Consider the following 14,024-nt stretch of genomic DNA (forward strand, 5'->3'; position numbering starts at 1 on the left):
GCGCGCTCTACGGGGCGGGTGCCGGTTCCGTCGTCGTTTCTTCCGCCGACCCCGCGGCGGGCGTCGCGGGCACGCCCCTCACGTCCGGCGCGTCCCTCACGTCCGGCGCGTCCGGCACCAACCCGAGCTCGATGTCGCGCCGGGCCTCCGCCTCGCGACGAGCGAAGCGGAACCACATGAAGAGCACGAAGCCCGCGAAGACGAACCACTCACCGGTGTAGCCGAGGTTCTGGAACGCCTTGATGTCCAGTCCGCTGCCGTGCGGCGCCACCGGAGGCACCGGCTTCAGTCCCGGGTCCGCGTCCGACAGCGCCACCCAGGCGTTGTGCACGGAATACGGGACCACGTTGACCAGCGACGACGCCCTGATCACCCCGAGCTGGCCGACGGGCAGGCCTCCGGCGTGGGCGCCCCCGGTGTCGTTGTCCTCCGGCTGCTGGAGCGTGCCGCGCACGGTCACGGGGCCGGAGGGGGGAGCGTCCGCCGCGGTGGGCGCCCTGCCCTCGTGCCAGCCGCGCACCACGGGGACGGCCGCGCCCCCGCCGTCCACGCGCAGGAGGGTCAGCACGTAGTACCCGGGCCTGCCGTGGAGGGCCCGGTCGGGTACGACGAGTTGGTGGCGGGCGTCGTACCGGCCACTCGCGGTGACCGTCTTCCCCGCGTCCCCGGGACCGACCGCGTCCTGCGGCGAGACCAGCACCTGGCCGAACGGCACCGCCGGCGCCGACGTCCCGGGCCGCTGCTCCGCCTCGCGGTGGGACTCCACCCGGTCGCCGAAGCGCCCCAGCTGCCAGGTGCCCATGAGCACGCAGACCACGACGGCCAGTACGGCGAGCAGGGTGCCGGCGAGCCGGCGCGGGGTGAGGAGGAACCGGTACACGGGTCAACGGTAACGGCGCCCCGGCCCACGCCCGCAGCCACCCCGCACGGCAGCGCTCCCCGCGCCCGGTCGTTTCCGCCAGAAGGCCGCCCCGCAAGCCCGGCGCGGGAGCCCCGGCACAAACAACGGGGGCGGGTCCCATGGGACCCGCCCCCGCTCTCCTCCCCCTCCGAGGTCTTTGCTCCCCGCTACGCCGCCGGTGCGATCGGCGGGGTGTAGTAGACGGTGCCGGCGCACACGTTCTGCACCGTGGCGCTCGCCGCGCCGCCCCCCTCCGGGGCATAGGTCACCGTGACGCTGCCGGCCTGCGGCGGGTCCGGCTCGGCGGCCGGGGTGCTGCCCGTGCCGCTGTCGCCCTCGGTGGTGCCGCTCGTCCCGCCGCCGCTGTCGGTGGTGGACGGAGGGCCCGTGTCGCAGCCGTTGCCGCCGGAGGCGGGCACCCATCCGAACTTCACCTGGAACGACTGCCCGGGCTCCAGCACGAACTCCTGCGCCGCGGTGGCGGGAAGCTCGGTCGCCGGGTCGCCCGCGGTGTGCTGGGCCTGGCTGACACGGCTGGGATCGGCGCCGCTCTGGGCCGCGGCGCTCAGCGATCCGGGGCCGCTGACCGAGCAGCTCTCGGTCGAGCTGTTGGAGACGGTGAATGTGCCGTAGACCTTGCCCTCGCCGTCGGGAGCGCCGATCTCGGGGCTGCCGTTGGTGAACTGGCCCGCCGTGCAGGCGGATGAGTTGGCGTCGTGGGTGGCCTGGACGTCCGGCGTCTGGGACGGACCGGCGGAGGCCCCGCCGGACGGAGCGCCCTTGGAGCCCTTGTCCTTGCCCCCGGAGCCCTCGTCCGTGCCCTTCGAGGAGTCGGCGCCGTGCGGCTTGTCCTGGGGCTTCGCGCTCGGACCTGCGCTGGCCCCGCCTGTGCCGCCCCGGGACTCGTGGGAGGCGGTGTTGCCGAGCGGCGACGCGGCCGAACTGCTGGAGGTGTTGGCGGTGTGGATGAGCGCCGGGACGGCCGTCACCGCGAGGAGCATGGAGGCCGCCGCGCCCACGAGGGCCTGGCGGCGGTGCGCCCGCCGCGCCGGAACGGCGCGGCGCAGGTGCTCCAGCGCACGGGGCGAGCCCTCGAGTCCCTGGACGGAGTTCTGGAGGAGGCGGCGCAGCACCTCCTCCTCCGAGGTGAGTCCGCCGGACTCGTCGGAGTCGAGGTCCGCGAAGTCGAGGTCCACGAAGTCGAAGTCATCGACGGCGAGGTCGTCCGGGGCGGGGCGCTCGGCCGCGGGTCCGGTGGGGAGCCCGCTCGACGGCCGACTCTCGGCGCCCGTGGCGCCCTCGGCGGTGGCGTCGGGCGTCTGTTCGGGCGTGGGTCCGACCTCGCGGTCGTCGTCTTGTGATGCCATCCGCTCGTACTGGGTGGGGTCGGGACACTCGTTGGGGGAATCGCTGTGATCCCTGGCGTCCACCGAATCCTGGGGTTCCTTGGGATTGGGGTCCATGGGTTCCTTGGAGGAGGTCATGACTGCGCCTCCATGGCGACGCGCAACGCCGCGATACCGCGGGAGCCGTACGCCTTGACCGAACCCACCGATATACCGAGGGTCTCGGCCGCCTGCGCCTCGGTCATGTCGGCGAAGTAGCGCAGCACCAGGACCTCGCGCTGGCGGCGCTGGAGGCCGCGCAGCGCCTTGATGAGCTGGTCGCGTTCGAGCTGCTCGTAGGCGCCCTCTTCCGCGCTGGCCATGTCGGGCATCGGCTTGGACAGCAGACGCAGGCCGAGGATGCGGCGGCGCAGCGCGGACCGGGAGAGGTTCACCACGGTCTGGCGCAGGTAGGCGAGGGTCTTCTCGGGCTCCCGGACGCGGCTGCGCGCGGAGTGCACTCGGATGAATGCCTCCTGGACCACGTCCTCGCAGGAGGCGGTGTCGTCGAGCAGGAGCGCGGCGAGTCCCAGCAGGGATCGGTAGTGGACGCGGTAGGTCTCGGTCAGATGGTCGACCGTGGTCCCGATTGCCACTGTCTCGTCGCGCTCGCCGCGGTCAGCGGGAAGACGCACGATGGGCCAAGGCGCGATCACGGGCAGGCCGCTGGGCGCACGAAGCGCCCGCGGCATACGCTCGCCGCGGCTGACCGTCTCGATACCCAGTGCCTCTGCCACGACTGTTGGACACGCGTCCCCCCGCCAGGGTTGTACGTTGCGGACACCGATTTTTCCGGCGCCTGAAGCGTCCATGTTCGTCCGGTACCACTGGCCTTCTCACCCTCCGCGCAACAACCGTCTGTCAGCGAACCGTTCCACGCACGGGGGAAGCCCGGACACAAAGACGCCCCCTGCCTCACCGCGGTTCCGGCTGCGGGAGACAGAGGCACGAATTTTCGACCGAATTCTTCTTCAGATCAAGCCGAGCAGACTGTTTCTGCGGGCGCAACGGCCCAACAGGGGCAAACCATGCCGCGTTTTGCCTGCTTGACAAGACGAAGGACCCTGATTGACAAGACGAAGGACTTCGTATCAGCCGGAGGACGGTCCCGACTGGCCGAGCTCCGCGGCGACGACCTCGGCGATCTGCGCCGTGTTCAGCGCGGCGCCCTTGCGCAGGTTGTCCCCGCAGACGAACAGCTCGAGCGCGGTCGGGTCGTCGAGCGAACGCCGTACCCGCCCCACCCATGTCGGGTCCGTGCCGACGACGTCGGCCGGGGTCGGGAACTCCCCCTCGGCCGGGTTGTCGTAGAGCACCACTCCGGGCGCACCGCGCAGGATCTCGTGCGCCCGATCGACGGTGACCTCGCGCTCGAAACGCGCGTGCACCGTCAGCGAGTGCGTGGTGATCACCGGGACGCGGACGCAGGTGGCGCTGACCCGCAGATCCGGAAGCCCAAGGATCTTGCGCGACTCATTGCGCACCTTGAGTTCCTCGGAGGACCACCCGTCGTCCTGCAGCGAGCCCGCCCACGGCACGACGTTGAGCGCCATCGGTGCCGGGAACGGCCCGAAGTCGCCCACGGCCCGGCGGACATCGCCCGGCTGCGTGCCCAGGTTGGAGCCCGCGACCTTGGTGATCTGGTCGCGCAGCGTCTCTATCCCCACCTGTCCAGCGCCCGAGACCGCCTGGTACGAGGAGACGATCAGCTCGGTGAGGCCGAGTTCGGCGTGGAGGGCGCCCAATGCGACGATCATGGAGAGCGTCGTGCAGTTGGGGTTGGAGATGATGCCGCGCGGACGCACCCGCGCCGAGTGCGCGTTCACCTCCGGCACCACCAGCGGCACATCGCCGTCCATGCGGAACGCGCCCGAATTGTCCACCACGACCGCGCCCTTGGACGCGGCGATCGGCGCCCACTGCGCGGACAGTTCGTCCGGCACGTCGAACATGGCCACGTCGACGCCGTCGAAGCACTCCTCGCTCAGGGCGACGACCTCGACCTCCTCACCGCGCACCATGAGCTTGCGCCCCGCCGAGCGCGGGGACGCGACGAGGCGGATCTCGCCCCACACGTCCTCGCGCGTCGACAGCAGCTCGAGCACGACGGTGCCGACCGCACCGGTCGCGCCGACCACAGCAAGCGTCGGCTTCCTCCGGCCGCTCAGCTGGGGAGTCATCGGCCGGTGCCTCCATAGACGACGGCCTCGCTGCTGTCGCTGTCGAGGCCGAAGGCCGTGTGCACGGCACGGACCGCGTCCTTGACCTCGTCCTCGCGGGTGACGACGGAGATGCGGATCTCGGAGGTGGAGATCAGCTCGATGTTCACACCCGCGTTGGACAGCGCCTCGAAGAACGTCGCCGTGACACCGGGGTTGGTGCGCATACCCGCGCCGACCAGGGAGATCTTGCCGATCTGGTCGTCGTAGCGCAGGGACTCGAAGCCGATCTGGGGCTGCGCCTTCTTCAGCGACTCGATGGCCTTGTGGCCGTCGGTCTTCGGAAGGGTGAACGAGATGTCGGTCAGGCCGGTGGCGGCAGCCGACACGTTCTGCACGACCATGTCAATGTTCAGCTCGGCGTCGGCGATCGTGCGGAAGATCTGCGCCGCCTCACCGGGCTTGTCCGGCACACCCACGACCGTGATCTTGGCCTCGGACGTATCGTGGGCGACCCCGGAGATGATCGCCTGCTCCATGGCTTCTGCTCCTTCGGGCTTGTTGCGCACCCAGGTGCCCACGTGGCCGGAGAACGACGACCGGACGTGGATGGGAATGGCGTAGCGGCGGGCGTACTCGACACAGCGCAGGTGCAGCACCTTGGAGCCGCTGGCCGCGAGTTCGAGCATGTCCTCGTAGGGGATGTCGTTGATCTTGCGAGCCTTCTTCACCACACGCGGGTCGGCGGTGAACACGCCGTCCACGTCGGTGTAGATCTCGCACACCTCGGCGTCCAGAGCCGCCGCCAACGCAACCGCGGTGGTGTCGGAGCCGCCCCGGCCGAGGGTGGTGATGTCCTTGCTCTCCTGGGACACGCCCTGGAAGCCCGCAACGATCGCGACCGCACCGAGGTCGAGCGCGTCCCGGATACGCCCGGGGGTCACGTCGATAATGCGCGCTTTGTTGTGGACCGAGTCGGTGATGACTCCTGCCTGGCTGCCTGTGAACGACAGCGCCTCGTGTCCGAGGTTTTTGATCGCCATCGCCAGCAGTGCCATGGAGATCCGCTCTCCGGCGGTCAGCAGCATGTCGAACTCGCGGCCGGCAGGGATCGGGGATACCTGCTCCGCGAGGTCGATCAGCTCGTCCGTAGTGTCACCCATCGCCGACACCACGACGACCACTTCGTGGCCGGTCTTCTTGGCATCGACGATTCGCTTGGCAACTCGCTTGATGCCTTCGGCATCGGCAACGGAGGAGCCGCCGTACTTCTGCACGACAAGGCCCACGTGCGCTCCTCGCAACTGTGTCTTCCGGGTCGCTGCCCGGACCCCGCAGGGGGGAATGCGGTCGGCTCTCAGTCTAACGAGCGGGCTCCCAACCCCCTGGCGATACCACATACTGAGATCTCTTGCTCAGAAAATGAACCAGATCCATCGCATGCGGTCATGACCGACCAGGGAAGCCCGCTCGAAGGCGGCACCTGCCCAGCGGAGGGCCCGGCCACGCCTGAAGTGGTGCGCATCACACGACGGGCGTGGCCGGGCCTCGGTGTCAGAAGCCCTGGACGTAGTAGGGCTCGACGGTCATCCAACCGTTGCCGCGTGCTCCGTTGCGGCGGCCGGAGTCGTTCCTGGCGAGGGTGTACCAGGAGTCGACGTAGTCCGGGTCGTCGGTCCACCAGTCGTTCGGGATGGCGTCCAGGACGGCGTTGACCAATGGGATGTAGGCGCCCTGGTCGGCGATGGTGAGCAGGGCGGTGGCGATGGCCTTCGCGAGGTCGCGGTAGTTGGTGCTGCCGTCCTCCTCCATCATCACGGCGTCGGCGAGGTTGTACTTGTAGTTGGACCAGTTGACCAGGATCTGGTTGGGGTAGTAGACGTGCCCGTCGTTGTCCAGGTAGGGCATGTCGACCGGGTCGACGCGGACCTTGCCGTCCCAGCCGAAGCCGCTGACCAGCGAATAGATCTCGGCGTCACCCTTGAACCAGGGCTCCTCGTCGTCCGAGAGCTCGACCGCGTTGATCCGGGTGGTCCACATGCCCGCGGCCGCCGTGCGGGCCGGCGCCGGGCGCGGGGCGGACAGGCCCCGCTCGGCGAACTCCTGGCGCAGCACGTCCAGGCCGGCCGTGAGCGCCTTGTCGACGTCGATGTCGACGAGGTAGACGGGACTCTCGGGAACCCGGGTCAGATCCAGGAGGTGGGCCCGGCCCCGGCTGTCGTAGGCGGTGGCGGTCCTGGCGTGGTCGTCGGCGGGAGCGACGGCCACCAGGGGGACGGCACCCGCGGTGAGGTCCTTGCGCATCGAGTCGGCGCCCAGGCGGACGCGCAGGAGGGAGCCGGTGTTCCTGCCGAGCCCCTTCGCGGCGGTGACGGCCCGGTCGGCCTTGGTGACGGCGGACTTCAGATGCGCCCCGGCCCCTGCGGGGGCATGGGCGGCCAGGGCGCGCAGGTCGACCTGGCGGGAGGCGAGGGCCGCGGTCCGCACCTCGGAGCGCCAGGCCGGGTCCGCCAGCGAAGCGGCAACGGCCCGTGCCGTCCGGTCCTCGATACGGGTGACGGCGGACGTGCGGGGGTGCGTGGCGTGGTGTGGGGATGGGGCCGGCGCCGGGGCCGCGTGGGCTGCGGGCGTGATGGCGCCCTGCACGGCGGCGACGGCGGCGGCCGAGAGCATGACGCCGGCGAAAGCGTTGCGCCGTACGTTCTCTCTGCTCAAGAGGTCCTCCTGGAGCAAACGGGCAGCCGCCCGGGCCCGGGCGGCTGAGGTGTTCCGGGTGCGCTGAGGATGGAGCCGTGGATCTGGCGGAACCAGGCGGGTCTATGCGAGTAGACCCCGCTGGGGAAAGAATGACGCTGACATGCCAGAAACCGCAAGGGACTCGGCATGAACAGAAGAGGCGGAGCAAACTGCCTCCAGGCAGCGCAAGAGGCGGGGGGGGGGGGNTCTGTGGGAGATCAGCTGCTCCGAAATCCGGAGGGGGTCCTCAGCGGGGCTTGAGGCCCAGCGGTTCGGCGATTTCGGCCGCCATCACCGCCCCCGCCTCCTTCTCCATGTTCTCGTCCGCCGCCGCGCTGTCGGTGTCCATACCGTCGGCCATCGCGTCCAGCGGCGTGTCCAGCCGGACATGCGCCACCAGCGACTGCAGAGCACGCAGCACCGCGCTCACCGTGGCGCCCCAGTTCGACAGGTAGGAGAACTGCCACCACCACAGCGCCTCCGCCGTACGCCCCGCCTTGTAGTGGACAAGGCCATGCGTGAGGTCGGTGACGACGTCGGCGAGATCGTCCGAGATCCGGCACGCCACCGGAGTGGGCGGCGACGCGTACGGGTCGAAGACCTCCGAGTAGACATCGATCGGCTCCAGCAGCACCGCCAGACGCTCCCGCAACTGGTCGGCGTCCGGCTCGGGGCCCGCGTCGGGCTCGTACCGCTCATCGGGCAGTACATCCTCCACCGCGCCCAAGCGGCCGCCCGCCAGCAGCAATTGGGAGACCTCCAGCAACAGCATGGAGATCGCGCTGCCCGGCTCGTCGCCCTTGGCGACTTCCCGAACCGCGACGATGAAGCTCTCGATCTGGTCGCTGATCTGAACCGCGAAGTCCGTGGGACCCGCTTCCGCGATCTTGCGTGCGGACCCGGGCGGAACGGCCTCGGCGGCAGTTGTCGTGTTGACCGTGTCAGACATCGAGCAGTCGTCTCCCTTCGAAGGCACGTCCCAGCGTGACCTCGTCGGCGTACTCCAGGTCTCCCCCCACGGGTAGACCGCTGGCCAGCCTGGTCACCTTCAAACCCATGGGTTTCACCATCCGGGCGAGATAGGTGGCCGTGGCTTCCCCTTCCAGGTTCGGGTCTGTGGCCAGAATCAGCTCGGTGACAGCGCCATCGGCGAGCCTGGCCAGCAGTTCCCTTATCCGCAGATCCTCCGGACCGACGCCCTCGATGGGGCTGATCGCCCCGCCCAGCACGTGATACCGGCCGCGGAACTCCCGGGTGCGCTCGATCGCGACGACGTCCTTCGGCTCCTCGACGACGCAGATCACGGCGATGTCGCGCCGGGGATCCTGGCAGACGCGGCAGTGCTCGTCCTGGGCGACGTTGCCGCAGATGGCGCAGAAACGCACCTTCTCCTTGACCTCGGTGAGCGCGTGCGCGAGGCGGCGCACATCGACGGGGTCGGACTGCAGGATGTGGAAGGCGATTCGCTGCGCGCTCTTGGGACCGACGCCGGGCAGCCTGCCCAACTCGTCGATGAGGTCCTGGACCACGCCCTCGTACACGTTCCGCCTTCCTTCTTCTCCCGCTCGTCCGGCTTGTTCGGTTTGTTCGGCTTGTTGAGCCGGTTCGGCCGGTTCGGCCGCCCTGCTTGTCCCGCCTGTCCTGCCGTCCTGCCGTCCTGCCTGTCCTGCCGTCCTGCCTGTCGTGCCGCTTCCGGCCGGAGCTCAGAAGTCCCGGAGCTCAGAAGGGCAGTCCCGGCATGCCCCCGCCCAGTCCCTGTGCGAGCGGGCCGAGCTTCTTCTGCTGGAGGTCCTGCGCGGAGTTGTTGGCGTCGCGGACCGCGGCCAGGATCAGATCGGCCAGGGTCTCGGTGTCGTCCGGGTCGACCGCCTCCGAGGAGATCTGCAGGCTCTGCAGCTCGCCGGCGCCGCTCACGGTCGCCTTGACCAGGCCGCCGCCCGCAGTGCCCTCGACCATGGTGTCGGCGAGCTCCGCCTGGGCAGCGGCGAGCTCTTGCTGCATCTTCTGAGCCTGCTTGAGGAGCTGCTGCATATTGGGCTGCTGGCCACCGGGGATCACTGGTTCTGCTCCTACCTGACGACGGTGCTGTAACGCTTGTAGTAGCGGTAGAGCGAGCCTACGTGGTCCCGCGTGTGATCGCTGTATGCCTTGCGCAAAGCCCGATGACACCGGGGCCCGGCACGGATCCCGCCCGGCTGTGGCCGTCGTGGCCCTAGTCGTGCGAGATCTCCTCGATCACGGTCGCCCCGAGCTCGCTCACGATCAGATCGTGGCCGGTCAGCGCGGTGTCGTCGAGATCGGGGTCGTCGTCCTCGGGAATGTCGTCCTCGGGGGCCACCGATGGTGGAGCGGGCGGGGGCGGCGGAGCGGTGGGGTGGGGGCGCGGGGCCGCGGACGTCGGCGACGCCGAGGAGGCCGGTGCGGATGAGGCGGAAGAGGCCGCGGAGCCGGATGGGGACGGCGGGCTCGCCGGAGGCGGAGGCGGCGGCGCGGCCGGGCGCGGTGGCGGGGCGGGAGGGGACACCGGCGAGGAGGGAATGGGCGAGCCCATCCCGCCCGACGGGTCGACGATCGCCTCAACCTTCCACTGCACGCCGAACTGCTCGCTGATCGCCTGGCGCAGCACCTCGTCGCTGCCGCCGTTGGCGAAGCTGTCGCGCGCGCCGGGGTTGCTGAACGAGACCTGCAGGGTGTTCCCGTCGAAGCCCGCCACCTGCGCGTTCTGGCTGAGCAGGATCCAGGTGAAGCGGCGGCGGTTCTTCACCGCCTCCAGGATCTGCGGCCACATCTGGCGCACCCCGGCGGCGCCTTCCGCCGCGGCGGCGGAAGGCGCGGCGGAGGCGGCGGCAGGTGGCTGCGGGGCGGGTGTCGACGCCTGCGGAGCTTGGGGCGCTTGGGGGGCGGGTGCGGGCTGCGCCGGGGGCTGGCCGCCCTGCCCTGGGAAGCTGCGCGGGACGGGCCAGGCACCGGGCCGCTGGCCGTCCCCGCCCGTAGCAGCGGAAGGCGGCGCGGCGGACTCCGGCGGAGCGGTCGGCTGACCGGGGGCGTGAGCGGGCGCCGCCGCAGGTGGCAGGGGCGTCGGCGCAGGTGGCGTGGGCGCCGGCGCGGACTGTGGTGGGGCGGGAGGCGGACCGGGCACGCTCACCGCAGGCGGGGCGTGACCCGCGGGAGCGGCCGGTCCCACGGGGCCGGCGTCACCCACTGCCCCCACCGCGCCGCCGAACGCCGCCCGGCGCTCCAGCTTGTCCAGCCTTGCCTGCAAGGACCGCTCGTCGTCGTAGGCACCGGGCAACAGGACCCGGGCGCAGATCAGCTCCAGCTGCAACCGCGGCGAGGTGGCCCCGCGCATCTCGGTCAGCCCCGCGTTCACCAGGTCAGCGGCCCGGCTGAGCTCGGCGCCGCCGAAGACCGAGGCCTGCGCCTGCATCCGCTCCACGACATCGGCCGGGGCATCGAGCAGCCCCTTCTCCAGTGCTTCCGGAACAGCCGACAGGATCACCAGGTCACGCAGCCGCTCCAGCAGATCGGCGACGAAGCGGCGCGGGTCGTGGCCGCCCTCGATGACCCGGTCGACGATCTCGAACACCGCCGCGCCGTCATGAGCGGCGAAGGCGTCCACCACCTCGTCGAGCAGGGCGGAATCGGTGTAGCCGAGCAGGGCGGTGGCCATGGCGTACGTCACACCCTGCTCACCGGCCCCGGCGAGCAACTGGTCCATCACCGACATCGAGTCCCGGACCGAACCGGCCCCCGCCCGCACCACGAGCGGCAGCACACCGTCCTCGACGGGGATCTGCTCACGCCCGCAGACCTCGCCCAGATAGTCCCTGAGGGTGCCGGGGGGCACGAGGCGGAAGGGGTAGTGGTGGGTGCGCGACCGGATGGTGCCGATGACCTTCTCGGGCTCGGTGGTCGCGAAGATGAACTTCAGATGCTCCGGCGGCTCCTCGACCACCTTCAGCAGGGCGTTGAACCCCGCCGAGGTGACCATGTGCGCCTCGTCGATGATGTAGATCTTGTACCGGCTGGAGGCAGGCCCGAAGAACGCCTTCTCACGCAGGTCACGGGCGTCGTCCACACCACCGTGGGACGCGGCGTCGATCTCGATGACGTCGATCGACCCGGGGCCGTTCCTCGCCAGGTCCTGGCAGGACTGGCACTCCCCGCAGGGCGTGGGCGTGGGGCCCTTCTCGCAGTTCAGGCAGCGGGCCAGGATCCGCGCGCTGGTCGTCTTCCCGCAGCCGCGGGGGCCGCTGAACAGGTACGCGTGGTTGACCCGGTTGTTCCGCAGCGCCTGCTGCAAGGGGCCGGTTACGTGCTCCTGCCCGATGACCTCGGAGAAGGCCTCGGGGCGATAGCGGCGGTACAGAGCGAGCGACACGCTACCGACGATATAGGTCCCCACCGACATCCGGAGCCACGGTTCCCGGAACGCAGGGACCCCGGAACGCAGGGACCCCGGAACGCAGGGACCCCGGAACGCAGGGACCCCGGAACGCAGGGACCCCGGAACGCGATGCCCCCGGAACGCAAGGACCCCTCGCGCACCCGCCAGAGCTCACCTACCCTTGCTGCCTTCCGGCCCTGGGGGGGTTCAGCGAGATAGCGCCGCACGAGGGGCTGGTATCAGCGTAGCGGATCCCCCACCCCCTCCCGACCAGCCCCCACCCCCGGGGAACGGGTTCGCGAGCACTCCTCCACGTCTTGTACTCTTTCCCACGGAGGATTCGCCTAGAGGCCTAGGGCGCACGCTTGGAAAGCGTGTTGGGGGCAACCCCTCACGAGTTCGAATCTCGTATCCTCCGCATCGGCTGACCAGCCAAAACGAAAGCCCTCGCCGGGTCCCGGCGGGGGCTTTCGTGATCTTCCGTCTCAGTTTCCGTCTCAGTCGCCCTCGTCGGGCCCCTGCTCTGGGGAGTCGCCGTCGTCGGGAGCTCCCCAGAGGGCGTTGCCCACCTGCTTCGCCACCCGCTTCAGCATCGGATCCGTGACGTGCATGTACCGCGCCCGCATCCGTGCTGCCCCACCGGGCTCCCAACCCATGATCGCGTCGACGATTCTGTCCGGGACTCCCAGTAGCAGGAGCACGGTCCCCGCGGTGTGGCGTGCGTCATGCAGCCGCCCATCCCGCACACCCGCGTCCGCCAGGAGCTTCTTCCACTCGTGGTAGTCGGTGTTCGGGATGAGCGGTTCACCGTCCGGCTTGGTGAACACGTACCCCTTCTCGCTCCACCCGTCGGCGGCCTCATTCCGTTGTCGGTCCTGCGCTTCCTTGTGCTTGCACAGCAGCTTCACCAGTTCATCCGGCAAGCCGATCGTGCGGCGACCCGCCCGAGACTTCGTGGGCTTTGTCTCCCGCCGAATCTGTCGGCGTTCCGGGCAGTACCCCGGTTTTCGTCCGCAGGTGTCACCACAGCCGTGCGCATACTTCGGCCGCAGACGGTTCTTGCGGGTGCGGATGTATCCGGCTTCGAGGTCTACGTCCTCCCACTTCAGTCCGAGTGCTTCGCCCTGCCGGAGTCCGAGCCCGAGCGCGAGAACCCAACGGGCGCTGTTGGGCCTCTTCGCCGCTTCGAGAAGAAGGCTCTGCACCTCGTCCACCGTGTACGGCTCGATCTCATCCTCTTCGAGCCGAGGGGCTTTGGCGATCTCCGCCGGGTTGACCGTGATGTGCCCACGCCGCACGGCTTCACCCAGCGCGGTACGCATCGTGCGGTGGGCCTGGTGAGCCGTTGCGGGCTTGCTGCCCCTGTCCTGCATCTTCCGGTAGAACCGCTCCAGGTGCTCGGGCTCGAGTCGATCGATTCGGTGTGCGCCCAATCCGGGGATGAGGTGTACGCGCACGGCGACTTCGTAGCCGTCGTAACTGTTCTCGCTCACCGAGGGCTTCGCGATGTTCTCGATCCAATGCGAGAGCCACATCTTGACCGTCCACGGCTTGCCCGGCTTGCGGACGGTCCCGGAATCGCGCTGCTTTTCCAGCTCCCGAACAGCCTTGGTGACTTCGGCCTTGGTCTTGCGCTCGACGTGGCGCCGGTCGGGCTTGCCGTCGTCCCGCACACCGACGGTGACGCGGCCGTGCCACTTCCCGTCCTTCCCGAGATAAATGGACGATGCCCCGTTCGGCTGACGAGTCCGCGTCTCTTTCTCTGTCATGACGCGGCTCCTCATGCAGCGGTGTGGGTGCGGTGGGTCATGCGAAGCCGTGAGACGAATTCCGTCACGGCGTCAGCAGGGACTCGCCGGAGCCGCCCGACAGGCACGGACTCCAGCTCTCCCGAACGAATGAGGCTGTAGCAGGTCGTTCGGCCGATCCTGAGGCGCCGAGCAGCCTCCTCGACGGTGAGCAACGCCAACGTGGGATCAAAGGTGGGCGCTGCGGCGGTGGTGTCGCTCACGGTTCGGTCCTCTCGTTGGGCCAGGACAGCCGGGACACGGCTAGGGGAGCCGTGTCCGGGCTGTTTGCGCTGGTCAGACAGGCAGCCAGGACAGTAGGACAGCCGGGACGCCTCATACCTGTCCCTCCTGTGTCTCGGAGCCGGGCGCGAAGTAGGCGCCGCCGGAGTCCCGACGCAGTTGGCAGTCATCGACCATGCGGGCGCAGGTCTTTCGGGCAAGGCCGATCTCTAGGCCGGTCGCCTCGGACAACTCCTTGGGGCGGGCGCCGGGGTTGGCTCGGACGTGGCGCAGGATGGTTGCTCGGGTGTCGCCGATGGTGTGGTCGGTGGCGGGGCCTTCGAGGAGTTGCCAGGCGCCGGATGCGGCGTGGAAGGAGAGGGCGTATTCGGCTTCGTCCACGTCGCGGCCGGTGACGTGCAGGATGCCGTCCGCCTGTCCGCGGGC

At 69.9% G+C, this 14,024-nt stretch carries 12 protein-coding genes, 1 tRNA gene, 1 other RNA gene and 1 pseudogene; 1 reads left to right on the plus strand and 14 read right to left on the minus strand.

Features of this window, described 5'->3' with window-relative positions; all coding sequences use genetic code 11:
* Nucleotides 1–7: 7 nt before the first annotated feature.
* From IEY86_RS30945 to ffs, 11 genes are all read right to left on the minus strand, one after another.
* A complete protein-coding gene (locus IEY86_RS30945) occupies nucleotides 8–880 on the minus strand; it encodes an SURF1 family protein (protein ID WP_189135226.1) in 873 nt (290 codons plus the stop codon).
* 188 nt (nucleotides 881–1,068) lie between these two features.
* Nucleotides 1,069–2,385, minus strand: a complete 1,317-nt coding sequence (locus IEY86_RS30950; protein ID WP_189135227.1) for a hypothetical protein — start codon at nucleotides 2,383–2,385, stop codon at nucleotides 1,069–1,071.
* Nucleotides 2,382–2,948, minus strand: coding sequence for a SigE family RNA polymerase sigma factor (locus IEY86_RS30955; RefSeq protein ID WP_189135240.1), 567 nt, complete (start codon nucleotides 2,946–2,948; stop codon nucleotides 2,382–2,384). The genes IEY86_RS30950 and IEY86_RS30955 overlap by 4 nt, the downstream gene beginning before the upstream one ends.
* 429 nt (nucleotides 2,949–3,377) lie before the next feature.
* Entirely contained in the window at nucleotides 3,378–4,466 is a 1,089-nt protein-coding gene (locus tag IEY86_RS30960) for an aspartate-semialdehyde dehydrogenase (protein WP_189135228.1), read from the minus strand.
* The gene (locus IEY86_RS30965; protein WP_189135229.1) at nucleotides 4,463–5,734 is read right to left on the minus strand and encodes an aspartate kinase; all 1,272 of its coding nucleotides are present in this window, start codon (nucleotides 5,732–5,734) and stop codon (nucleotides 4,463–4,465) included. Before IEY86_RS30965 ends, IEY86_RS30960 begins: the two co-directional genes overlap by 4 nt.
* Before the next feature lie 265 nt (nucleotides 5,735–5,999).
* Nucleotides 6,000–7,160 carry a DUF3103 family protein gene (locus tag IEY86_RS30970; protein ID WP_229698904.1) on the minus strand — a complete coding sequence of 387 codons (1,161 nt, stop codon included), beginning with the start codon at nucleotides 7,158–7,160 and terminating at the stop codon, nucleotides 6,000–6,002.
* A 268-nt stretch (nucleotides 7,161–7,428) separates the two neighbouring features.
* On the minus strand, nucleotides 7,429–8,130 hold the full coding sequence (locus IEY86_RS30975; RefSeq protein ID WP_229698905.1) for a DUF5063 domain-containing protein: 702 nt from the start codon (nucleotides 8,128–8,130) through the stop codon (nucleotides 7,429–7,431).
* Nucleotides 8,123–8,722 carry a recombination mediator RecR gene (gene recR, locus IEY86_RS30980; RefSeq protein WP_189135230.1) on the minus strand — a complete coding sequence of 200 codons (600 nt, stop codon included), beginning with the start codon at nucleotides 8,720–8,722 and terminating at the stop codon, nucleotides 8,123–8,125. The genes IEY86_RS30975 and recR overlap by 8 nt, the downstream gene beginning before the upstream one ends.
* Nucleotides 8,723–8,900: 178 nt before the next feature.
* Nucleotides 8,901–9,239 carry a YbaB/EbfC family nucleoid-associated protein gene (locus IEY86_RS30985; RefSeq protein ID WP_189135231.1) on the minus strand — a complete coding sequence of 113 codons (339 nt, stop codon included), beginning with the start codon at nucleotides 9,237–9,239 and terminating at the stop codon, nucleotides 8,901–8,903.
* Nucleotides 9,240–9,393: 154 nt separating this feature from the next.
* A complete protein-coding gene (locus tag IEY86_RS30990; protein WP_189135232.1) occupies nucleotides 9,394–11,592 on the minus strand; it encodes a DNA polymerase III subunit gamma and tau in 2,199 nt (732 codons plus the stop codon).
* Between the two features lie 120 nt (nucleotides 11,593–11,712).
* Nucleotides 11,713–11,803, minus strand: an RNA gene (ffs, locus tag IEY86_RS30995) — signal recognition particle sRNA small type.
* Nucleotides 11,804–11,901: 98 nt separating this feature from the next.
* Between ffs and IEY86_RS31000 the strand changes: the two genes are divergently transcribed.
* Nucleotides 11,902–11,986 (plus strand) — tRNA-Ser (locus IEY86_RS31000).
* Nucleotides 11,987–12,065: 79 nt separating this feature from the next.
* Here the strand turns inward: IEY86_RS31000 and IEY86_RS31005 are convergent.
* From IEY86_RS31005 to IEY86_RS31015, 3 genes and pseudogenes are all read right to left on the minus strand, one after another.
* Nucleotides 12,066–13,337 carry a tyrosine-type recombinase/integrase gene (locus IEY86_RS31005; RefSeq protein ID WP_189135243.1) on the minus strand — a complete coding sequence of 424 codons (1,272 nt, stop codon included), beginning with the start codon at nucleotides 13,335–13,337 and terminating at the stop codon, nucleotides 12,066–12,068.
* A gap of 11 nt (nucleotides 13,338–13,348) precedes the next feature.
* Nucleotides 13,349–13,579: a helix-turn-helix domain-containing protein gene (locus tag IEY86_RS31010; RefSeq protein WP_189135233.1), complete on the minus strand. Its 231-nt coding sequence runs from the start codon at nucleotides 13,577–13,579 to the stop codon at nucleotides 13,349–13,351.
* 112 nt (nucleotides 13,580–13,691) lie between these two features.
* Nucleotides 13,692–14,024, minus strand: a pseudogene (locus tag IEY86_RS31015) (DNA repair protein RadA); the annotation flags it as partial.

This window comes from Wenjunlia tyrosinilytica (assembly GCF_014646055.1).
GTDB lineage: Bacteria > Actinomycetota > Actinomycetes > Streptomycetales > Streptomycetaceae > Wenjunlia > Wenjunlia tyrosinilytica.